The following is a 22,473-nucleotide window of genomic DNA, read 5'->3' on the forward strand; positions in this document are numbered from 1 at the left end:
TTCGTGCCGCCAGAGCTCTGACCGAAAAAAGGAAATCAGATTATGTCGACCGTGAAAAACCATTGGAAGCCAGGTCCCCGACTTCGGAAACCAGCGAAACTGATGGAGCCCATAACTGATCCAGCAGGCTGGTACCCGGAGGAGCTTAACTCGGACGAATGGATCTACCGCCTGTCCGAGGAAGAGATTGCTGAGATTTTAGATGCGGTCAGGGTCGTGGAAGCCCAGGGCGTCGAGCTGAAAGATATCACCGCTGAGCATTTTCCGCTGCCAAGCCTTGGCGAGCGGCTTGTGGATATTCGCAATGAGGTGATGGAGGGACGGGGCTTTGCCCTGATACGAGGTCTGCCTGTTCAGGATCGCAGTCGTTTTCAGAATGCAGTCGCTTTCCTGGGCATAGGGGCTCATGTCGGCACGGCGATGTGTCAGAACAAAGACGGGCACTTGCTGGGCCACGTGAAGAACCTCGGGGGGGACTATGCCAAGGTTCGCGGCTATATGACTCAATCGGCCATGGATTTTCACTGTGACAGCGCAGATATCCTCTCACTCTGTTGCCTGAACCCCGCCAAATCCGGTGGGGAACATCGCATCTGCAGTTCCGTGACCCTGTACAACAAGATGCTGAAGAAGCGTCCGGATCTGGTCAAAGAGCTGACGGCCCGTTTCTATCAGGTTCGCAAGGGCGACATTCCTCCGGGCGAAACTGAACCCTGGGAGCGTATTCCCATCTTTAGCGTTACCGATGGCTATTTTGCCGCCCGTGGTATCAGTGCACACATGGCCAAGGCGCAGAAGGTTCCCGGCGTTCCAAAGTATACTGAAGTTCAGGAGAGTGCGATCCGGATGTACAAGGAGACCGCGCCGAAAATCGCGATCGACATCGATTTTGAGCAGGGCGACATTTCCTACGTGTCGAACCATGTGATGCTGCACTCGCGGACCGACTTCGACGATTTTGATGAGCCCGAGCGTAAGCGTCACCTTTTGCGTCTCTGGCTGTCGACCGGTATGCGGCCGGTTCATCCGGATATCGCACGCATGCTCCGGGGCGTGCCGGTTGAGGGCGAGGAGGATCCGACACCACTGGATGTCTTCTGAATTGAGCTTATGTTCTTTGCTTTCGCGCGGCAACCGAGTCGCGTTAACAGCCGAATCAGGCTGCAAGCCCGCGAGCTTTAGCTGGTCGGAACTAAAATAAAAACCCTTTTGGGAGATTAAAAATGCGACTACATGCTTTATCCGGTCTTGTCCTATCCGCCGCTGTGAGCCTGAGCTCTTTCGCCGCTGTTGCTCAGGAGCAGTCACCAGCCGAGTTTTATGATGGAAGAACGCTAGAGCTCATGGTGGGCTACTCTGCCGGGGGTGGGTATGACACCTATGCACGCACCGTGGCGCGGCATATAGGCAAGCATATCCCGGGAAACCCAAACGTGATCGTCAAGAACGTCCCGGGAGCCGGTTCTCTGGTGCTGATGAACCAACTGGCAAATACCCTGCCCAGGGATGGATCGGTCATTGGTTCCATTAACTCAGGTATGCCGTTCGAGCCTCTGTTTGGCAATGAACAGGCGAAGTTCAACATTGAGGACATGAACTGGCTGGGGAATGTCCTGGTTGCTACTACCATTGGCGTGGTGCGCAAGGATACCGGTATTAATAGCTGGAAGGACATGAGGACCCAGAGTGTGACCATGGGGGCGACCGGCTCAGGCTCTAACACCAACATGGTTCCGAGGATCATGGCCAAGATCTTTGACCTGAAGATCAATGTGATTGCTGGCTATCCCGGCGCCAATGATATCGTTCTGGCGATGGAGCGGGGCGAAGTCGATGGTCTGGGCAGCCGATTCATGAGCTCGCTCAAATCCAGCACTCCCGAGTGGCTGGAAGAGGATAGCGACGTCAGGATCCTTTACCAGATTGCACGGAAGAAGCACCATGATTTACCTAATGTGCCGCTGGTAAGCGAGATGGCAGAGACAGATGCCCAGCGTCAGGCAGCAAACCTGCTGGGAGCCCGCCTTGTCATGGGTCGTCCATACGTTGCTCCTCCGGGTGTGCCGGCGGACCGTCTGGCAGCCCTGCGCAAGGCTCTGGAAGATACCACCAATGATCCGGAATTTCTGGCGGATGCGCAAAAACAGAGTCTGGCAATCGAATTCGCTAACGCTGATGAGATGATCGAGTTTTACCGGGAGGTCTACCAGGCTCCGGCCGAGGTGGTGAAGTTCGTCGAGGATGCCATTCAATAACTGCGACGCGCAATAACCACGAAAGGCGGCACGAGGGCAGAGCCTTCGCGCCGCTCCGGCTGGCCTCGATGGTTTCCGGATGCTTTACCGGAAACGATGATGGCGATGAGGGCAAGTTGATGAAAAAAAATACAAAAACGTCCGAAACCAAGGGCCAGGAGCAGGCCGACCCGAAGTCTGGGAGCGTTCTTGAACGTGCTCTCGAAGAACACCTTAAAGAGCATGATCTGGGGCGCCCACAGATGTTCAAGTTACGCGCAAGGTTGCCTAGCCAGGGACGTGGTTCTGCATTGCTGGCAGCAACGGATCGCATGTGGGTGAATCTGAAAACTTACGCGGAAGGGGGCGAGAACACGCTTCACGGTCACCCGAACGAGGATCATGTTTTTATCGTGCTGCAGGGAAAGGCGGTCTTCTATGGCCCCGAAGGGGAGAGTGTCACCTTTTACAGAAACGAGGGCATCATGTTGCCTAGGGGCTGCACCTACTATTTTCATGCTGACGAAAGTGAGCCGCTGGTGTTGCTGCGGGTAGGCTGTGTTTTCGATGCGGAAAAGACGCCCTGGGGTAGGGTTAACCGGCACGGCGAACCGCTTCTGGCAGTCAGTAAGGAAAACAAGGCGGTTGAGACGGTTTTCAGTGACAAGTATTACGAGTGACGCCACAGGGAGTTCATGGGGAATGCGCCGAAGAAGTACCTCCACATTGCTCACTGCATTCCTCGACGTTCTGAAAAGGCCAGTCTATGTCACATCTAGAGCAATGTTATAATATAGCCGACCTTCGTGAAGTGGCCCAGCGGCGACTTCCGAAGGGTGTTTTCGAATACCTGGACCGTGGCTCCGAGGATGAGGTGGCCCTGGCCCATAACCGCAGGGCCTATGACCGGCTGAAGCTCAGGACGCGGGTTCTGGTGGATCTGGGGAACCTGAACACCGAGGTCGACCTTTTGGGCGGGCCCTCCGCCTTGCCTTTGGCTATCGCGCCGACAGGCATCGCCGGGCTTTGCTCTTACGAGGGTGAGCTTGCACTGGCCAAGGCTGCAGCGCAGGCCGGTGTTCCGTTCACTCTGGCCACCGGTTCCATCACCTCTATGGAAAAGATCGCCGCCGAAGCCGGTGGGCGACTCTGGTTCCAGCTCTATATGTGGAAGGAGGAGGAACTGTCCTATCAGCTCGTACAGCGTGCGATAGACGCCGGTTTCGAGGCGCTGGTGGTGACCGTGGATTTCGCCCTAGGTAACAACCGTGAATACAACCAGCGCAACGGGTTCAGCATTCCCTTCAGGATTTCCCCGCGGTCGGTCATGGATATGTGCAGGCACCCGAGATGGCTTGTAACCGTGCTAGGCCGCTATCTGACCACGACGGGCATGCCCCGCAACGAGAACTATCCGGCCAAGTACCAGCACCGCATAACCTCCGGTACCGACCAGGCCACGCCCATGCGTCACAGCTCTATGACCTGGAAGGACATCGCCCGGCTACGCGATTTCTGGCCCGGAAAATTGATCGTGAAGGGCATTCTCAGAGCGGAGGACGCTTTATTGGCAGTAGAAAGCGGCGCGGACGCTGTTGTGGTGTCGAATCATGGAGGACGCAACCTGGATAGCAGTATCGCCTCGATCGATGCATTGCCTGAGATTGTATCAGCGGTAGGCCATCGGGCCACGGTCATTCTCGACAGTGGCATCCGCCGGGGCAGTGATATCGCCAAGGCGCTCGCCCTGGGCGCAGACAGCGTACTAATTGGCAGGGCGACACTTTATGGAGTGTCGGCGGGCGGGCAGGCCGGCGCAGAGCGTGCACTGGCAATTTTGCGATCCGAGCTGCGGAAAACCATGGGCTATGTCGGCTGCAAGACTGTCAGTGATCTTTGCCCCGAACTCTTTGAGGGTTCGATCGCTACGCCAGTCAATGGCGGGGTTTTTATGGCCACAGACAGAGATGAGAGAGCAGAGAACGGAAAGTGAGAAGTGGCGAAGATGTTGAACCAACAAAACAACAATTCGAATAGGAAAAGCGTCATGAAAAACCTTACTAAACATCTGATTTCAGCAGCGTTGGGTTCTGCCCTTTTGATGGGGCTCTTGTTTTTACATCTGCTGCGTCGGCAGAAGAGCAGAGTAAAAATTTCTACGAGGGAAAAACCGTTACTGTAGTCATTCGTTCGGCCGCCGGCGGTGGCTAGGATTTTACGGTCGCCTGATCGCACGTCATATAGGTAAGTACCTGCCTGGCGAGCCTAATGTTATTGCTGTCAATCGACCCGGCGCCGACTTTCGGTTCGATGTGAGTGGAAAAGGCGCCGGATCCTATCAACTGGTAATGATGCTGAAAGAGGCCGGTTACCCGGTAAAGGTCATTACTGGCTATGAAGGTACCTCGGAGCAGAACTTGGCCATACTCCGCGGAGAAGCCGAGGGCAACATCGACGTATACACCGATGCGACGGACGCCATCGAGGATGAAGGGTTCAAGGTGATCACAAAGCTGGGCGACCACCCAGATTTCGCAAATGTCAAAAGCTTTCGTCAAGCTGTCGATGGAAAAAGTCAGCAAGTCGCAGAGGTTCTCGATGGCCTTCTGAGACTCGGCAGACCGTTTTTTACAGCTCCGGGGGTTCCTCCAGAGCAATTGGCGTCACTACGTGAAGCGTTCCGCAACGTCGTTGAAGACCCGGCGGCGCAGGATGAGGCCCAGCGTGCGGGGTGCCCCTGGGGTGGATACACAGGACCTGAAGAGATGACTGCGATTTACTGGAACGTTTTCGAAGTGCCTATTGAAGTCATTGAAATGCCGAGTAAATAAGTGGGGAAGAGCAGGACCTGTGTTATTCAACAGGTCCTGAATCTGACATCAAATTGGAGCCTGGCTCTCAGTCGGGAAAAGCAAAGATTTGACCGTGACCGGGATAACCTCGGTGAACCCCATAGGCTCACCTATGTCGATATAGTCCAGGTCACCGACCTCGATCCCGTCTATGGCGATGAGCCGGTTGGCAATCTTCAGCTCTTCCTTAAGAATGCCCCCGAGAGATTTGGCAACGTCCTGGTCCAGCAGGATATAGAGTGGGCTATCCGGCACGGGTGCCGTAAGCCCGGCTATGGCATCTGCCAGCTTGCGCAGGTTCCTGTAATCGAGCTGACCCTCAATAGACAAGGAAAGTGCAATGCCCTCCCCGAAACTACTCAAGTCAAACTTGGTGAGCCCTGCCTCCAGCGCCTCCGAAATGGGCTCTTTTAGGTCGATCGGTATGCGGACGACTTTGAGCGCATACGCTGGCAGCAACTCTGGATCATTGATGTAGCTTGTGTTGCCGCTAGCCTGGAGGGTGTACTCGCCAGCCCCAATAACCGTGGCCCGAATACACTCAGCAGGCTGGTGTAGCATGCCCTCTGGCAGTGTCTTCAGATAGCTCCCCAGTTCCGCGCCCAGAATTAGCCCAAGATCTCCGTAGGACACGGTGTCGCGGCCGTAGATGTGTTCTGAAACCCCGCCCGAAAATACGATATGATCGATGCCGTCGAGGCCCTCTCGTGGAGCTAGGGCAGGGGTGATCATCAGGCTCTGGGCCAACTCAGAGCAAGCGCCTCCCTGAATGACCTCTATCAGCAACTTAACCATCAGGCGGCCAAGCTGAAGCTTCTGCTCCTCGGTGATCAGGGCTCCGACACTAATACTGTGACCGCAGTGGGCCAGCAGTCGAGCACCGGCTTCTTCGACCCGGGTCACGGTATCTCCATCATCGAAAGCGACAAGGCGGGCACCGATACTTATGGAAGCTGTCTCTGCCACAACACCATGACGAATCAGAGACAACTTGGTGGTGCCGCCGCCCATGTCCACATTGAGAACCGTCGCCTGGGCCTGACTGGACAGATCAACGGCGCCGCAGCCGTAGGCTGCCAGCAAAGCTTCATGGTGGGGGCCGGCCGAGGCGCAGATAAACTTGCCCGAATCTCTAGCGAAGTACTCGACTATGGGCTGGGCATTTTCCTTCTTGAGCGCCTCGCCTGTGATCACCACGGCGCCTGTGTCGATATCGTCACTTTCCAGTCCGGCTTCTTTGTAGGCTTCGTGCACAAACGCCTTGATCTGTTCGATGTCGATGCGAGTCTCAGACAGATAGGGGGTCAGTAAGATCCCTGACCGATACAGTACCTCTCTCTCGGTGACTTTGAAGCGCCCGGAGTATGAGGAGCCTTCCCGCCGCAAAGTCAGACGGGAAAAAATCAGATGAGAGGTGGACGATCCGATGTCGATGCCTACGCTGGTAAGCGTGAACATTTCCACACCCTCGATGTCCTCCCCGAACTCGAAATCTGATGGATGTTCGTGATCAAAGTCAGCATCGTGCATGACAGCACCTTTAAGTTAAGCGCTCACGCGCTTGCTTTGGCGAATTTCGCCCAATCGAAATCCCGGTCTGTGTACGCTTCCGGAGGCATCACGGTGGAGGTGTTGTTTTTAGCGAGCTCTTCTTCGAACTTCTCTCTGATCCAGGGGTCCTCGTCCATGTATTCGATCTGGTCTTTCGCCCGGTCTTTCAGTTTATCGGCATGACCATGAAACTGCACGGGAGGGTGCAGGGCAAGATAGCGAGCAGGCTCGGTACCGGTATTGAAGTGTTGGTGAAACCACCGGTCCGGTGGAACGAACATGCTGCACTCGTGCCATGGCACGACGATCTTTTCTTTGCCTTCTTCCCACAGGATGGAATAGCCCTCGCCTTTGGGGATGACGATAGCCCGGCCCGGACCATGACGGTGTGCCTTCTTGTACATGCCAGCGCCGAACTGGGACATGTGTGCAGACAGTTCGGTGTGGGGAAACTGCATGAACACACTCTTCCCGCCAGCTCCGCGTCGAATATTCGCTTCGAGCTTGTCCCATACGCGCATGTCAGGAAAGAAGTTGCCATACCAGTAGGCACGTTTGCTATCGACGGTGCCATCGGCATTCTCTTTGGGCTTTACAATCTTGGCCTCGGAGTAGAAGTCGGTCTGGATGGCAGGAGCGGCTATAGTCATTGGGTTATCAAAGAAGAACTCGGCATCGGGGACGGCAGACATGGCCATCGGCAGGTAGTTGTATAACAGAACCCTTACCGGCTTGTCGCCATGGGCATTACTCAATTGATAGTCATGATGCCTCGGAAGCAGGAACATACTATGGGGCTGCCATTCGAAGGTCTTTTTGCTTGTTCCTTCTTGCCACAAGGTCGTCATGCCCCTGCCATCAAGCGGGTAACAGATTTCATCGAAGCCAAACCGGATTGGGCTCAGGCTTTCACCGGGCGGGATTTCCACGACGCGAGTCGAGCTGACGCCCTCCTGGCCGGTCAGCTGAACAAAGGCGGCATTGCACTTGCGCTTTTGCCACCAGCCCAGCTCAATAGTGCGTAGGTCCTCAATGTAGTAGCCTTTGTGAACAGGGATGCCCTGATCGTCCATCCACAAGTCGTAAGAAAATACCTTGCTCCACATCTGCTGTTCGCGACGCTTCTTTTCCATCACTCTTCTCACTCCGCTGGTTGTTATTAAAAGGGGAGGCTTTTTATAGGCAATTCGATTAACACCATGACATAGGTAGCCATTCAAAATGTTGCGCGGCTCCTAATATTGGCTGTGGGCCCTAGTCTGTAGCAAATGACTTTTTGGCTAAATGATATAAGGCTTTACGGATGTATTTTTGAACGCGATGGGAGTCGGAAGGGTAGGCAATAGACTAAATGATAGAGGTTGAAACTGGCAGGTGAATGCGCAAAAGAATGTGTCCCTTGTCGGAACCTGAGCATTCACCGTCCAGTCATGCATCAATTGATTAATTAAGCATCAGCAGTATTAGCCTTCTTGCTGTTGCCTTCATATCTGTTGAACAGAAAGCCAATGCCTGCTGTAATTTTGCTGAACAAGCCACACAAGTCAGCAAAAACAGGATTGGACGGGACAATTTCAAGAGACCGACCGTTGCTGATTGCCCGAATCATACCGCTGTCTTCGCTGGCATTGATCTTAGCCGCCATAGTAGTTGCTTGCTCGGAGGTTTCGTAGTTAATGGTTACAATTTTAGCGATTGCCATTTGTTTCTCACACTGCCGTAAAGTGGGTTATTTGGTTGATCTTCAGTCTTTAAGTGTTACGCATGGTAGCACGGTGTTCCAAAAAATGTAAGTTGGGTGGATCAAGTGGGCCATTGGTAATAACCGAAATAGCTAAAAATTATTGTAGTATTTGATTAAAATCAATAATTTAGAAAATACTAATGCGGAGTGTTGTACGAAGGAGGAGACCAATCGGTTTACAAAGACAAAAAGTGTTACCAATATTCTCGCTTAGCGGCGAAGGTTACGTGGCTCCGGGACAGTGAAAATCAGAATCGCCAATGCGATTCCCTGCAAGAGCATACACACGATGAAAAGTGAGTAGTAATCGGAGAACACCAAGATGGCGCCACCAAGGACTGGACCAATCGCGCCTATAAGACTAACCGCGGTGCCTATGGCGGCGAGTCTCAAAGGTACGTTTTCGGTGGAACCGAATTCCAGAATGAGGTTTTGTCCAGACTGGACGAAGCCGCCCCGGCTGAAACCCATGAGGGCGAAGAACATCATCATTCCGTTTAGGTTGGTAACAAAAAGTAATTGCAGGTGAGACAGTATCCAGAGGAGTAGCGTGGATACCATGACAATACGGTGTCCTTTTCGATCAGCGAGGACGCCCCAAAAAATATTGACAAAACTGGGTGTGATCATCCAGATCAGGGTCAGAAGCCCGAGGTTGCTGCCACTGAGTTCCATCTGCGTTCCAGCGAACAGGATATAGAAAGGCATAGCCATGCGGCCAAATGCTGCAAGCGCACGAGCGCAAAAAAATTTAGCAAACGCAGGGTCATCCCGAAGTAGGCTCGGGACTAAACGCAATACATCCTGGGTAGAGGCCCGATCGCGAACCCGTATGGCATGGGGCTCGTAGGTAAACGCTATGACGGCCATGCCGGTGATGCCAATTACAAAGGCCAATAGGAAAATGGAGGCGTAGCCGTTTCCTAGGAACTCGATTTCGATTAAATAGGCACCTGCGAAGTAAGACACCATAGCGGATGTTAGTCCGGCAAGAAGGCTTCTGGCGCCGGCTATGACTCCGCGTCTGTTGACGGGAATTACCTTGGCCCTGAGTGAGTTGAGGGAAACTTGGGCCATGCCCTGGAAAAAGCCCATGAGGGCTAACATCGCAATAACAGCGTAAAGGGCGTGAATACTGCTCAATAGAAAGCCGGCCATGGCCATGCCCAGAATCTGCAGGCGCATGAGTACGCCAAGAATTAAGGTCGTGCCGAGAATGCGTGGGCGATGGCCTATCAGAGAGGCGCCAATAAGCGGGGATAAGATGTTGCCGGTAGCTTCCAGTGAGCGTGCGAGGCCGACAACAAATTCTGAACCAGAGAGTTCAAACAGGTAAGCGGGCACGAAGGTGGGCGCCTGCAACAGCCGGACACCCGTCTGTCCAAACATTCCGTTGAGGATCTGAACAACTGCATTGCGTTTAAGATGCCGTTTTACTTCGCACTGGTAGCTTTTTTCACGACTTTCATGCTGATTCTGCGGCATTGCATTCCATTGTCAGATGAGATGTTCGGCAAGGCCGGAGGCCCTATTTTTGCTCCTCCCCGGTTTTCCCCAGTGCCGCCGATGGCGGGAAGATCAGTGATTTGATCACGACCGGCACGGCTCCGGATGATTCCATTAAAGCACCGATGTCGATAAAGTCGAATTCCTTCAGTTTAATACCGTCTATTGATACGATCGGTTTGTCCAGTAGTAGGGTTTCCGAACAATGCAATCCAATGAGACCCCCGATGTCGCCGTCGCTGACCAGTATCAATGGCAGGTCTTTATCAAGAATCTGTGCAAGGCCCTTGATCACGCCGCGGCAGAAGGCATCAAGGCGACCGAACGTGGCTGAGTTCTGCCAACGGAAGCATATCGCAACCGGCTGATCGCCTTTTTGCAGGTCAAGACGACGAAGAGAGAGTCGGATAGCCTCGGCAATCGAGTCGATATCGAGATCGTCGCTTTCGAGGAGCAGATCTGGTGTTATAACAGGCACGTTGCGAACGGGAAGAGTGTTGTGGGGTTCTACAAAAATCGTGCTGCCGCTTACCTGAATTGTATACTGAGAGGCGCCAACAACCGTCGCTCTCAGGCCTTCGGTGGGCTGCACCAGCTTCGGTCCCCAGTTCTTTACCCTCCGGGCCACTGCTTCAGCGAGCATTGGGCCCAGGTCGCCATATCCTGTGTTCTCTTTAGCATAGATATACTCAGAGACGCCGCCGGAGAAAGACAGGGCGTCCGGTACCAGCGGATTCTTCAAGGGGTCCAGTCGCAGCAACCCGACGGTATTTTTATCCATAGGCTGACCTCCCATGGCCTGAAACAAACGCTTAGCCATCAGATCAACGATCCGCGAAATCTGCTCATCGGAAAGTCGGTCTCCAGGTTTTAGCAACAAGCCTGCCTCGTCGGCGAATCGCCGGCCCGCCTCCTCCATATAGGTAATTCGCTGTTCAGCATCGAAGCAGATAATTCGGGCCCCCACATCAATGGCTGTCAGGTCGGTGACTTCACCATCACTGCAAATGGCGATCTTGGAGGTTCCTCCTCCAATGTCCACATTCATGGTGCAGAGGTTTTCGCGCTTGGACAGTGCTGCCGCACCAGACCCAAAAGCGACCAACGTGGTTTCCAGACTATCACCAGCGCTTACCGCAACAAACTTCCCTGCCTGGCTGGCAAAAAGCTCACCAATGGCTCGGGCGTTGCTGCGGCGCACTGCAACCCCGGTGAGGATAAGCGCGCCGGTATCGATGTCTGTGGGGGCAAGTCCTGCAAGTTCATATTGTCGGTCAATGAAGGTGCCGAGCTGGTCTGCATTGATGTCCATATTATCGGTGTAGGGAGTGAGGAGCACTTCCGACTCATGGAAGACGGACCGCTCGGTAACAATGTACCGATTTCCAACCTGTTCCATCACAATACGGGAGAACACGAGATGAGACGTTGACGAACCGATATCAACCCCGACACTGGTCAGCCGGATCTCATCTTCCTGTTCAAGGCTTCGACCTACACTGGAGAATATTCTGCGCGCTGGTGCGTCGGACATGCTTTACCTCTTCGTGTTAACTAATGATGCAATAGAAAAAAAGCATCGCGGGAGGCGCGATGCTTGACTTTACGCCCCTGTATCGGTTGGCGGTTCGTAAAGCTCATCCCACATTTGATTTTCAACGCCTTCTTTCTTCAACGTTTCTGCATATTCTTTACGCAAGAAAGGGTCCTCCATCCAATAGGGTATAGCTGTGCCACCCTCATGAAGGTCTATTGCCGTATAGTCGGTGTGTTTCTCGCCTGGAGGCCCCGGGTCCCGGCCAGGGTTATGAGGCCCGAACCAAGCAGTCAGTCGGAAGGGTTCCTTGGAAACACTGAAGTGCTGGTGATACCAGCGTGCGCCGCCTGGCGCCGCAGTAACCATGCCACCCGGCTCATAATCGAGCCTGCGTACCTGATCACCGTAGCCGTCTTTCCAGGGAGTAGGGCCGAGGTGTTCTGGCCAAGTGTAGGTGTAACCCTTACCTTTCAGACAGATCAATATGGCCGCTGAAGTATGGGCGTGGGCCTTGGAATAGCGGCCGTTCTCATGCTGGCCGATCCAATAGTAGAACGTATTCTGGGTCATGAATGGTTCTATGCGCCGATAGCCTGGAGAGCGTCGGTTATCGAGTGGCAGTTCGCAGTTGATCGCGTCGGGAAGAAAGTTGGTGCGGCGCATGGCAAGTCCGCGCACCGGGTCCGCTTCTATCTCGTCGTTCTCTTTATAGAAATCGTCAGCACTGCTGAACCTGTCATGGAAAACATAGGGGTTGTCAAAGACTGCATCTATGTTCTGTAAAGCATTGATGACGACAGGTGCTGTGGTGCCAGCTTGCAGTAGCGCGCTGTCGTTAGTGGCGTTGACTATCCGGTGCCAGGCATTCATCGGAATAGAGAAAACTGACCCTTTCTGCCATTCGAACACATGCTTTTTGTTTTCACCTTCCAGCCATACCTCGGTGGAGCCTCGACCTTCGACGACCAGGTAAATCTTCTCAAACATGTGTTTTTCGGGGTTCAGTGCACCTGCAGGAGGTACTTCGACGACATAGCACCCCCACTTACCTTCTGTTCCATAGAGTTGGATGTAGCTGCCCTTCCCACCAGTCCGCTTCCATGGTGCAAGTGGTAAATCCCGGACGTCACGGATACCGAGGTCGCGAAACACCGGAATGCCTTCTTCTTCCATGAACTTATCGTAGGCGGTTGCAAGTTTCGTGAATTTGCCGAAACCTGCTTTCTTTCCCCCTGACGGTTCGTTCCATTGTTGATTACTCGACATAATAGCTCCTAAGTGTAAGGTCATTATCTGGCGCAGACCGGCAACTAAAGGAATTGCCAATTCGTATGGCCGGTCTCGAAAATACGCCGGGAACGGAGAGTTCCACTCAAAAGATCCGGGCGCAATAAATGTCTCCCCAAGAACGCTCAGGGTGACGTAATACTTGTGTGGATAAACTGCCATCGACGACTCAAATAGAGCTTCTGTCTAGTGCCTCTGGTGCGGCGTTTCGGGTCTGCCCAGCATGTTCACCTGGCAGCTGTGCTCAGTGGGTCAATGTACCGACGTGTTTGCACAACTAACTGGTTTATAATCAGATTCGGCGCATAAATGTTTTATTTGTATATGGGTATTTATCCATTTCGCCACTGCAATAGCAAATGACCTTTTGGGTGCTTTTTATGCCAAAAAACATATGTGAAATATCGGGATAAAGCACGATTCTTTGTGGTCAATGATATTATTTGGCAAACCTGGTTCTAGGCGATACCCCACCAGGCAAAACCAGCGACGGCTGCACCGATTACCACGATAGCCGGTTCTGGGCTGCGCCAAGCAACCAGAATGGCGACTGCTGCCGTAATGATCATTTCAATGGGCGCTAGATCCATGGGCTCGGCCAGACTCCATGCGGCAGCGGATATCATGCCTGCAATCACAAATCCGGCAGGAAGGCTGATCTGTTTGATGATTGGCTGAAGCTTCTTAAACCAGTAAGACACGGCCCCCGCACCAATCAAAGTAGGGAGGATTATGCCGATAATCGCGGCGAGTGCGCCGGGCAGGCCATACATGTAATAGCCGACACCGGACAGAAAGCCCGCTTTCGGTCCGGGGCTGAGATAGCCCAGCGCCAGGGCCCAGGCAAACAACGAGGGTTCCAGCAAGCCCGAATTGACCCAGCGGTCCTGTATGACGGCGAGTGGCCCGTTGCCACCGCCCACAGAAAACAGACAGCTTAAAAAAATGACGATCACGATTTCCCAAAAGCCAACCGGACTTTCGGTCATTTGCTTACTTCCTTCCCGCGGCGAATAAGACAGATTCCAATAAGCAGTCCCGCCAGTGCTGCGAAGATAAGCGGCACGCCTGCAATGGCCGCACTGGCCACTGAAACCCCCAGCACAATGCCGATGATGCGTTCCCTGGAGGGGACCCTGGAATTTCGGATCTGGTGAAGGGCGTTACCAAAGAGCAGGCCGATGACACCAATCCCGACAGCGCGATTTAGCGTCGGCATGGGGCCACCCAACTGTTCAGGATTGAGGAAAATAGCTCCAGTCAGAACGAAAAGCGCTGGGGGCGCAAATATTGAGAGAAGCGCTACGATGCTGCCGGGCCACTTGCGTAATCGGAAACCGACCATGCCGCCAAAGGCCAGGAATTTTGGTGCGGGAATGAGGGTTGCGGCGACCATTAGAGCCTTCTGCTCCTCGACAGTCAGCCAGCCTTTGTTGTGGACCAGTTCTTTTTCCAGCTTTTGGGTTCCGGCCCACATGCCGCCAAATGACGTTGCCCCAATCCGAAAAAGCACCACGGCAAGTTCTATCAGGGATACCTGTCCGTAGTTCGCGGGTTCAAGCTTCTCGGTGATCGTACTTTTGGTCGGCTCACAGGTCATTGGTTACGATATTTTTTCTGGACGTCCGGGTCAGAGTCGGCTCAATTAAATTCATCTTGGGCCTGGGTTTGTCCGGCCCGAGTAACGCGAGATTGTCTTCGTGCTGCGTCAAATGCTCATCATGCTCGTGGTTCGGCTTGTCGTCGGCTGGGTGGACATGTAAATGGGTATGTGCATGAACGTGGGGATGACTGTGCAGCACAGAGTCAACCAGTTTGCCGTTTTTCAAGATCACGGCGCGCGTTGCCAGGCGCTCGACGAAGGCAGCATCGTGAGAGATGAAAACCATGGCCTGGGGAAGGCGAAGCAAGTGGTCCATCAGCAGTTGTTCTGTCTCCTCGTCCAACCCTGTTGTCGGCTCGTCGAGTAACAGCACGTCGGGCTCCATGGCCAATACGGTTGCCAGTGCTACAAGGCGTTTTTCGCCCCCGGACAGCTTGTGGGTGATTCGCTCGGCGAAATCGCTTATGCCCAACTCATTGAGTGTACGTCGGGCAACGGCCAGAGCCTCTTGCGCGGATCGGCCGAGGTTTAGCGGGCCAAAGGCAACATCTTCGATGACCGTGGGACAAAACAATTGGTTGTCAGAATCCTGAAACAGGAGTCCGACCCGGGCACGAACTTCACGAAAATCGCGCTCGCAACCACGGGACTTTCCGAAAGCCACAATTCGCCCCGACGCTGGCCTATTCAGACCAACCATAAGCTCGAGTAATGTCGTTTTACCCGCCCCGTTTGCCCCGAGGATGGCAACCCTCTCACCGGGATGTAGATCAAAATTGACGTTGGTCAGCACTGCTCGGTCCGAGTAAGTGAAACTGAGTTGTTCAAGCGACAGCAGTGGTTGAGTCATAACAGGAAATCCAGAGTTAAGAGGGCTCCGAGGGCGGCCAGGGCAAACACTAGCAGCAGACTGTCTCGCCATTGCCAGTGCTGCTCGCTGAGCAAATGAAAACGGCCGTCAAAGCCGCGGCACTTCATGGCGGCCATGACCCTCTGGGACCGTTCAAGACTGCGCACCAGCAGCATGCCAAGAAGGTTGCCGAAGCTGCGCCAGGTATGGAAATTACTTCGAGGAGAAAAAGCCCGAGCTTGCATGGCGCGACGAAGGCTTTGATACTCACCATGCAGGACGCTGATGTAGCGTACGGTGAGAAGGAAAAGATGAACCAGTTTTGTCGGAATCCTCATGCGCGCCAGCGCGTGACCAAGCACCACAGGTTCGAGGGTCCCCACTAACGCCAGAAGCATCAGAACCACGGAGTTGGCTTTGAGAATAATGGTAACTGCCAACGTGAGCCCTTCCTGACTGGCTGATAATGCCCCCAATTCAAACAGCGTGGTGCCAGGGGTAGTGAAGGGTAATAGCACAAGCACAACCAGCATAAAGGTTTCCATTGCTGCCATACGCTTGAGCAGAATCAACGGGCGAAGCCCCACTGCCATGGCAGTGCTTGCGGCGATTGCCAGAGCGACTGTCAGGAGTGGTAGCCGAGCCAGGCTGACGACTGCAATGGAAAACAGTACTGCAGTGATCACCCGGGTTCTCGAGTCCCGCTGGGTCAGCCAGCTTTGGCTGCTGTTGCACAGCTGCAGATTAAGACTGCTCATGAGCCACTCCTGTGGCGCTGCTGCAACCAAATGGCCAGCCCGCACAGACCGATGATGTAACCGATTCCGCCAACAATATCGCGCAGACGGACCCGGTCTTCGTAGGCAATGAGTTGTTCACGTAGAGGTCGAATCTGCCGTGCAACGGACTGCTCCACCAGGATGGCCAGCGCGTCATTGGAGGGCTCTGCTGAGGTGCTCTCAGCGAAAGAAGACGGCGCGTTAAAAGTATCTGTGTCGGCTTGCTGGGTGTTCTTGCCTGTCAGTTCAAAGGCTGGCACTGTCCACCTCGCGACATGGCCATCTCCGGTGTTGGCGACGACGACGTGATCTTCCGGGCTCTTGGCCTCATAGCTGAACTCCCCGGCGCTGTTTGGTACGAGCGTCGCCAGTAGCAGGCCGTTCGCGCCCATCACCTCGACACTTGCACCTGACGCCGGGCTGCCGCCGACAAAATAGGTGGTGCCGTCAATTCGGTTGCCCTCAGTAAAGGCGAACACTTTAAGCAGGTGCGCCTGACTGCTCGGGCTGACCAGACTCAGCACGATCGTCAACAGGATGCTAAATCGAGCCATGGGCCGGCCCCCGTGCAAAAAGCAGTTCTGGCGAAACCCGCTTCAAGAATGAGACGGTCGCTCCTGTGACCATCGCTTCGACGAGGGCAAGCGGCACAAAAGTCGCAAAAAGAACCTTGGCTGCGGGAACGAATGCATTACTGCTGAAAGCCAACGCAGTGCATACCAGTAACCCGGTCATGACAACCGCCAGTGCTCCGCTGAGAGCGCCTATAACAAATGCTCCGCGTTGACTTGCACGCTGCAAAGGGCCGCGGAAAAACAGGGCGCATAGTATGGCCGGCAGCGCGATGTTCATGACGTTCACACCAAGTACAAGCACTCCGCCATAACCAAAAAAGATGGTTTGCAACAACAGCGCCACCAGAATGGCAGGAACTGCCGCCCAGCCCAGTACCAGCCCCATAAGCCCATTCAGTATAAGGTGTACGCTGCTGACACCGACGGGCACACTGATCAAGGACGCGACAAAAAAAGTCGAGGCCATGACGGCAGCCTGGGGAATCTGGTCAGGCTGGAGGCGCCGTAACGCAATAGCGACAGCTGTCACTGTGACAACTGCACCGCAAATCAATATCGGCGTGGCGAGAACACCGTCAGGTATGTGTGCCATTTGAGGCTCCCTAGTTCATATCTCTGGTGCGAACCCAGATCAGCGCTCCAGTTTCCACCGGCACCATCTGGCCCTCAGGGTTTTCCATGGTTGAATCCCCCTCCAGCAAGGCTGCAAAACCCCACCAACCACCCCGTGGCATGGCGTAACTGAACACGCCGTTGGCGCCTGCTTTGATGACCTGGGTAGCAAACGGATCTGCGGGCACGGCTACGGACCCATCGTTCCGCCACTCCACTTCCACTTCAGCAAAGGGCACCGGCTGGTCGTCTTTTTTGACAATGCCGGTGAACAGATTGCCTGTCCAAAGACCATAGGGTCTTGCGAGCGGCGTGATCTCTACCGGAAAGCCCACCTCGGCCTGCCAGTTTTCTGTGCCGCCAAACGCACTAACAACGGTCTTGGTATAATGAATGATCATCACGCCCTCGGCGGGCTCCCAGTAAGGCGCCGGCTCAAGATAGAAAACCAGGTCGCCTGGGCGTTTGGTCGTGTAGTTGGCTTGAAAAGTCCGTTGTTCATTACTGGTATTGGGCATGAGTTGTGCCATCAGGTCTTCTTTACCCTGCAAGGTAAGCACGCCGAACTGCCTGGGGGGACCCATTTTCATTATCGGACCGCCACTCATTGGGTGGGTCAACCTCAGCTCAAGGCCGAGCTCACGTCCTGTGTCTTGAGTGACAATCTCTGTACTGGGAATCAACTCCTGGAAGTGAGCCTGGGCAAATCCGGGAGTACCGAGGACTGCAATAATTCCAAATGTGAGTCTGAGGGCTTTGGTTAATTTCAAGAGCTTCTCTCCAAGTCAGTAACGACTGTTTGCACCCGTGAACACCAGGCGATTGGATCGGATACCGGAACTGTCCGAGGCTGCGGGCAGTTCCTGAGGTCAGTGCCGTTAAGCCCCTTGGCTCCTGATGCTGGTTGGCGAAGAGCAGGGGGCGGGCAATCAGAGTGACTATTAGTAGAACTCGTCGAAATGAATCTGTTCAGGCGGAACCTGTAGGTTGAAAAGTAGCTTTTGCACGGCCTGAGCCATGGGGGGCGGTCCGGCGAAGTAGATTTCCCTGTCGCGAATACTGTCGCCGAAAATTTCGCGAGCGACGTCGTGAACGAAGCCTACATATCCCTGCCAGTCGGCATCGTCCGGGCCCGGGTTGGAGATGGCCTCGTGAAAATGGATGCGCTCTCCGAAGCCGGGTAACTCTGCCAGTATCTCTTGCCCACAGATATCCCGGCTTGCTCTGCCGCCAAACACGAAGTCAATCTGGCGACCTTGCAGTTTTTCGCTGACTGCTGCTGCTCGAGTAATAGAAACCATGGGGGAAAGCCCCGATCCTCCTGCCAGGCAGAGAATGTCTCGGGGCGAGTCTTCGCGCAGATAGGCAACGCCGAAGGGGCCGTCGACCTCAAGCGTATCGCCAATATCAACGCGATCGAATAAACAGGTGGTGGCGATGCCTTGAGGCACACGCTTTATCTGAAAGTGCCACTCTGAGCCATCCTCAGTGATGTTACTCATGGAGTAGGCCCGGCCTCCCTGAATGTCAGGAAGGCCGATGAGCGCATATTGACCGGGCAGAAAACGATTGGGATGTTCCAGTTCAAAGACGAATTCTGTGATGTCGTGGGTGATGGCATTCTTTTCTTTAAGCGTGGTCTGAGTTTTCGCCGGAGTAATCTTCGGCGTAAAAGACTCGTCAAACCTGAGCTTGATGCGGCAGTCGTTTTTGGGCTGTGCCTGGCAGCCCAAATAGCGGTTACGCTTCAGATCGGATTCGGTCCATGCGGGAGCATCCTGGCGAGCGTGCTCGACTTCACCATCAAGTAACTGGAAACGGCAATTTCCACAGGAGCCAACGTTGCAGGCATAGGGAAACCCTATGCCTGCACGTAACGCTGCTCTCAATATGGTATCTTCAGAACCACATTCGAACGACTGCCTATCTTTACCTTCGACTGTTATCTGTACCATTGTGTAACATTCCTATTATTGTCTTTGTTGTCATATAATTATGTATAAAGAGCCGTCTGCTCGGCGGTGTAACCCAGACGCATTGAGACTGCTTGTGCCGTCTCAACTATCTTGCGGGCGAGCATTTCCATTCTTTCATTGTCGCCTCGCTGATATGGTACGGTTATACCGATCGCAGCATTTACGCTGCCGTTGGCGCTGTACACCGGTGCAGCGACACAGACTGCACCCATTTTCGCGTTCTCTTCCTCAGTGGCGAAGCCATTGGCGCGAATCTGTTCTATTTCTTTGTAGAGCTCTTTTCTCCAAGCCGCTGACGGACGGAGTTTGGAGCCGTCGTTAAGTAACTCCCTGATCTTTTCTTCGCTCTGAAAGGCTGTCATTGCCATACCCAGGACACTGTCGATGGCCAGCGTGGACATACCGAGCCTGGGTCGCAGGCGCACAGCCTCTGGGCTCTCAAAATCATAGATGTACGTGATCGTGTTTCCTTTCAGAACGGCCAATTCGACATTTTCCCGCACCTCGTCACGCAGATCTGTCAGCAGTTCTTTGGCGACACTGGTCACTGACAGGCGCTGGCGCACTAAAGCTCCCATCGAGAACAGCCCCAATCCTAGACTATAACGCTCTGTTACCGGATCCTGCTCCAACAGCCCCTCAGAGACCAGGGTAGAGGCTAGGCGATGAACAGTGCTCTTCGAAACTTTCAGGCTACGCGAGAGCGTGCTTATGCCGAGTTCCGCATTCTCCTCGCTGAACGCCTTCAGTAAACGAATGGCGGCTGCAACCGAGGACAGGCGCGATCCATCTTTCTTTTCGCTTCCCGCACCGATGGCTGTTGTTGGTTTTTTCTCTTCGATTTTTGCTTTCTGGGGGGTTTTCATAGTTTTTTCCTGTTTGCCGATTTTTCTTCAAGGGTGCGTGCGTCGGTCTCCCTAGCCTGCACCGCTATTGTAACGACATATGAACAGAAGATCGTTCAAGGTTTCCCCCCTCAATCAACAAGAATCAGAGCACTGCCATGACGTCATCGTTTTCGACGACGACCTCATAGGTTTTTAGGGGCACCATGCAAGGTGGTGCTACCACTTCGCCCGTACGAATATCGAAGGCACCGTTATGAAAGTCGCACTCGATGACGCAGCCATCAAGATAACCTTCGGATAGCGAGCCTGGCCCGTGGGTACAGCGGTCGTCCGTCACGTAAAACTCCCCTTCGACGTTGTACACAGCCAGTTCCAAATCATCGATCTCTACCAGCAGAACACTTCCGGGGCCCACATCGCCAATGCTGCACAGTCGAGTTGGCGTTGGATTATCACTCATATGATCACTCCAATTAGTTGACGGCTCTATTTTTGCCATGTAGATTTAGAAAAAGCAAGAACAGTGTTCCATATAAAGGGATAAACTGGAAAATTAACTTGGCTGCTGCTGCGATTGGTGCTTGGTATGACCGGTTTTAGGTCAGTTAACTTTGATTTATTGGACGATCAAAAACTGAAACGTCGGAGAATAAAAAAATGTTGCGCAAAGAAGTCAATGATCTGCTCACCCAGACGGGCCCCGAGACTGCAATGGGAGATATGTTTCGCCGCTACTGGGTTCCGGCTTTGCTTGCTTCAGAGCTTCCTGAAGATGACAGCGCTCCGGTTCGCGTGAAGCTGTTTTCCGAGCGGCTGATTGCCTTCCGCGATTCGGGTGGAAGATACGGTCTGATGGACGAGTTTTGTGCGCACCGGGGCGTGTCGCTCTGGTTTGGTCGTAACGAAGAAGGCGGCTTGCGTTGCCCTTATCACGGCTGGAAATACGACACTACGGGACAGTGCATCGAGGTTCCATCGGAGCCTGCGGACAGTGGTTTTTGTGAAAAGATCAAACTGCAGGCCTATCCACTTGTCAAGATCGGCGACATTCTCTGGACTTACATGGGGCCGAAGGACGAGCAGCCACCGTACCCGGAATTCGAGTTCGCCACTGTTCCTGCGAATCAGACGTTTACCTCGAAGCGTTTCCAGGAGTGTAACTGGATGCAGGCGATGGAAGGTGGTATCGATTCCAGTCATGTTTCTTTCCTTCACAGCGGCAACCTGAACACGGATCCCTTGTTCAAAGGCGCTCGTGGCAACCAGTACAACATTGCGGACAAGATGCCGTTCTTCGAAGTGGTCAAGCATGAGGGTGGCCTTTACGTAGGTGCCCGCCGCAATGCTGAAGAAGGTAAATATTACTGGCGCATTACGCCCTGGGTCATGCCTTGTTTTACCATGGTGCCGCCTCGTGGCGACCACCCGACTCATGGTCACTTCTGGATTCCCATCGATGATGAAAACTGCTGGGCCTGGAGTTTTGACTACCATCCCACGCGGGCGCTGTCAGAGGTTGAGCTTGAAGCGCTGGAGGCGGGCAAGGGCGTTCATTGTGAATACGTACCTGGCACGTTTATTCCCAAGGCTAACAAGACCAACGACTATGAGATGGATCGACAGGCTCAGAGAGAAGGTCGTACCTACAGTGGTGTCGAAGGGATCGCCATTCAGGATTCCTCGCTGCAGGAAAGCATGGGGCCAATTGTCGATCGTACCAAAGAAAATCTGGTATCGACCGACAACGGTGTGATTATGGCTCGCCAGATGCTGCGAAAAGCCGTAATGGCACTGCGGGACAAGGGCACTATTCCTCCCGGTGTCGATCCTTCTCATCATCGCATCCGTTCGGTGTCGGTGGTATTGCCGCCGGAGCAGGCATTTGAAGACGTCTGCCGTGAAGATCTCAGGTCTGCTAAAGGTAAGCCACACTCTTCGGTCTAGCCTCGGTCGATGCCCGAGGGCGAAGACCGAAAAGGATGACAGTTTTTATGATTAGCCAATCTTCCAGAGCAACGACGGCTGCCGAAAGCCGATTCCGCATCAATAACCCCAACTCCAAAGGGCGTTCGTCTCTGGTGTTGGGGTTAGGGAAATCCAGCATGCCTACGCTGTCAGCGCTGTCCTGCATGGAATGGAATGGTGCGCGCTTTAGCTGTGTGGTGAAGGGAGATGAGGTCTATGGATCTGCGGCAGAGTTGGCAATAGGGCCTGAAGACCTGATGTTGCAGTCGCCAAATGGGGACATCAGCCGATTGTCGGATGAGTTGGCAAATACTGACGTGGTCATCATGTTCGCGCGCAGTGGAGAGTCCGCGCAAGCGGCCGCCACCGTGGGTGGGGCTGCCTTCAGTCGGAATCTGATGACAGCCGGCTTCGTGCTGGATGAACATAATGACCGACAAGGCGTTGAGGAAACCCTGTCAGCATTGCGGCCGTTCGTCATCTCACTTGTGGTCGGGCCGGACGAGGAGTCTTTCATCGAGACTCTGAGTGCGATTCGGGCCTGATCACCTGGC

The 22,473-nt window shown here is 53.9% G+C and carries 23 protein-coding genes; 7 read left to right on the forward strand and 16 right to left on the reverse strand.

Annotated features, from left to right (window positions below; all coding sequences use genetic code 11):
* Positions 1-42 precede the first annotated feature (42 nt).
* The 5 genes from MRBBS_RS06155 (at position 43) to MRBBS_RS19915 (ending at position 5,065) form a co-directional block, all read left to right on the forward strand.
* Positions 43-1,101: a TauD/TfdA family dioxygenase gene (locus tag MRBBS_RS06155; RefSeq protein WP_041635122.1), complete on the forward strand. Its 1,059-nt coding sequence runs from the start codon at positions 43-45 to the stop codon at positions 1,099-1,101.
* A 122-nt stretch (positions 1,102-1,223) separates the two neighbouring features.
* Positions 1,224-2,255 carry a Bug family tripartite tricarboxylate transporter substrate binding protein gene (locus MRBBS_RS06160; RefSeq protein WP_041635123.1) on the forward strand — a complete coding sequence of 344 codons (1,032 nt, stop codon included), beginning with the start codon at positions 1,224-1,226 and terminating at the stop codon, positions 2,253-2,255.
* 119 nt (positions 2,256-2,374) lie between these two features.
* Positions 2,375-2,914: a cupin domain-containing protein gene (locus MRBBS_RS06165; protein ID WP_041635499.1), complete on the forward strand. Its 540-nt coding sequence runs from the start codon at positions 2,375-2,377 to the stop codon at positions 2,912-2,914.
* 86 nt (positions 2,915-3,000) lie between these two features.
* Entirely contained in the window at positions 3,001-4,227 is a 1,227-nt protein-coding gene (locus MRBBS_RS06170) for an alpha-hydroxy acid oxidase (RefSeq protein ID WP_014870587.1), read from the forward strand.
* Between the two features lie 319 nt (positions 4,228-4,546).
* The gene (locus MRBBS_RS19915) at positions 4,547-5,065 is read left to right on the forward strand and encodes a hypothetical protein (RefSeq protein WP_227497586.1); all 519 of its coding nucleotides are present in this window, start codon (positions 4,547-4,549) and stop codon (positions 5,063-5,065) included.
* Positions 5,066-5,113: 48 nt separating this feature from the next.
* On the opposite strand, the gene MRBBS_RS06185 is transcribed toward MRBBS_RS19915, so the two are convergent.
* From MRBBS_RS06185 to MRBBS_RS06260, 16 genes are all read right to left on the reverse strand, one after another.
* On the reverse strand, positions 5,114-6,616 hold the full coding sequence (locus tag MRBBS_RS06185) for an ethanolamine ammonia-lyase reactivating factor EutA (RefSeq protein WP_014870590.1): 1,503 nt from the start codon (positions 6,614-6,616) through the stop codon (positions 5,114-5,116).
* A 23-nt stretch (positions 6,617-6,639) separates the two neighbouring features.
* The gene (locus MRBBS_RS06190; protein ID WP_264641554.1) at positions 6,640-7,770 is read right to left on the reverse strand and encodes a cupin domain-containing protein; all 1,131 of its coding nucleotides are present in this window, start codon (positions 7,768-7,770) and stop codon (positions 6,640-6,642) included.
* Between the two features lie 314 nt (positions 7,771-8,084).
* Positions 8,085-8,339, reverse strand: a complete 255-nt coding sequence (locus MRBBS_RS06195; RefSeq protein ID WP_041635126.1) for a hypothetical protein — start codon at positions 8,337-8,339, stop codon at positions 8,085-8,087.
* A gap of 252 nt (positions 8,340-8,591) precedes the next feature.
* Positions 8,592-9,866, reverse strand: a complete 1,275-nt coding sequence (locus tag MRBBS_RS06200) for an MFS transporter (RefSeq protein ID WP_014870593.1) — start codon at positions 9,864-9,866, stop codon at positions 8,592-8,594.
* A 43-nt stretch (positions 9,867-9,909) separates the two neighbouring features.
* Positions 9,910-11,421, reverse strand: a complete 1,512-nt coding sequence (locus MRBBS_RS06205; protein ID WP_041635127.1) for an ethanolamine ammonia-lyase reactivating factor EutA — start codon at positions 11,419-11,421, stop codon at positions 9,910-9,912.
* Between the two features lie 69 nt (positions 11,422-11,490).
* On the reverse strand, positions 11,491-12,873 hold the full coding sequence (locus MRBBS_RS06210; protein WP_227497587.1) for a cupin domain-containing protein: 1,383 nt from the start codon (positions 12,871-12,873) through the stop codon (positions 11,491-11,493).
* Between the two features lie 296 nt (positions 12,874-13,169).
* Positions 13,170-13,700 (reverse strand): chromate transporter, encoded by a 531-nt coding sequence (locus tag MRBBS_RS06215; protein WP_014870596.1) that lies wholly within the window; start codon positions 13,698-13,700, stop codon positions 13,170-13,172.
* Positions 13,697-14,311: a chromate transporter gene (locus tag MRBBS_RS06220; protein WP_041635128.1), complete on the reverse strand. Its 615-nt coding sequence runs from the start codon at positions 14,309-14,311 to the stop codon at positions 13,697-13,699. Before MRBBS_RS06220 ends, MRBBS_RS06215 begins: the two co-directional genes overlap by 4 nt.
* Positions 14,301-15,164: an energy-coupling factor ABC transporter ATP-binding protein gene (locus MRBBS_RS06225; protein WP_014870598.1), complete on the reverse strand. Its 864-nt coding sequence runs from the start codon at positions 15,162-15,164 to the stop codon at positions 14,301-14,303. Before MRBBS_RS06225 ends, MRBBS_RS06220 begins: the two co-directional genes overlap by 11 nt.
* Positions 15,161-15,922 carry a cobalt ECF transporter T component CbiQ gene (gene cbiQ, locus MRBBS_RS06230; protein WP_014870599.1) on the reverse strand — a complete coding sequence of 254 codons (762 nt, stop codon included), beginning with the start codon at positions 15,920-15,922 and terminating at the stop codon, positions 15,161-15,163. Before cbiQ ends, MRBBS_RS06225 begins: the two co-directional genes overlap by 4 nt.
* On the reverse strand, positions 15,919-16,497 hold the full coding sequence (locus tag MRBBS_RS06235) for a hypothetical protein (RefSeq protein WP_041635129.1): 579 nt from the start codon (positions 16,495-16,497) through the stop codon (positions 15,919-15,921). Before MRBBS_RS06235 ends, cbiQ begins: the two co-directional genes overlap by 4 nt.
* A complete protein-coding gene (gene cbiM / locus MRBBS_RS06240) occupies positions 16,484-17,110 on the reverse strand; it encodes a cobalt transporter CbiM (RefSeq protein WP_014870601.1) in 627 nt (208 codons plus the stop codon). Before cbiM ends, MRBBS_RS06235 begins: the two co-directional genes overlap by 14 nt.
* 10 nt (positions 17,111-17,120) lie before the next feature.
* On the reverse strand, positions 17,121-17,900 hold the full coding sequence (locus MRBBS_RS06245; protein ID WP_041635130.1) for a DUF4198 domain-containing protein: 780 nt from the start codon (positions 17,898-17,900) through the stop codon (positions 17,121-17,123).
* 171 nt (positions 17,901-18,071) lie between these two features.
* Complete coding sequence (locus MRBBS_RS06250; protein WP_014870603.1) at positions 18,072-19,085, reverse strand: 2Fe-2S iron-sulfur cluster-binding protein; 1,014 nt, start codon at positions 19,083-19,085, stop codon at positions 18,072-18,074.
* Between the two features lie 38 nt (positions 19,086-19,123).
* Positions 19,124-19,972 carry an IclR family transcriptional regulator gene (locus tag MRBBS_RS06255; RefSeq protein ID WP_014870604.1) on the reverse strand — a complete coding sequence of 283 codons (849 nt, stop codon included), beginning with the start codon at positions 19,970-19,972 and terminating at the stop codon, positions 19,124-19,126.
* Between the two features lie 124 nt (positions 19,973-20,096).
* Positions 20,097-20,414 carry a non-heme iron oxygenase ferredoxin subunit gene (locus MRBBS_RS06260; protein WP_014870605.1) on the reverse strand — a complete coding sequence of 106 codons (318 nt, stop codon included), beginning with the start codon at positions 20,412-20,414 and terminating at the stop codon, positions 20,097-20,099.
* Between the two features lie 197 nt (positions 20,415-20,611).
* Between MRBBS_RS06260 and MRBBS_RS06265 the strand changes: the two genes are divergently transcribed.
* On the forward strand, positions 20,612-21,898 hold the full coding sequence (locus tag MRBBS_RS06265) for an aromatic ring-hydroxylating dioxygenase subunit alpha (protein WP_014870606.1): 1,287 nt from the start codon (positions 20,612-20,614) through the stop codon (positions 21,896-21,898).
* A gap of 47 nt (positions 21,899-21,945) precedes the next feature.
* Complete coding sequence (locus MRBBS_RS06270; protein ID WP_014870607.1) at positions 21,946-22,464, forward strand: hypothetical protein; 519 nt, start codon at positions 21,946-21,948, stop codon at positions 22,462-22,464.
* Positions 22,465-22,473 lie beyond the last annotated feature (9 nt).

Source organism: Marinobacter sp. BSs20148 (assembly GCF_000283275.1).
GTDB classification, from domain to species: Bacteria; Pseudomonadota; Gammaproteobacteria; order Pseudomonadales; family Oleiphilaceae; genus Marinobacter; species Marinobacter psychrophilus.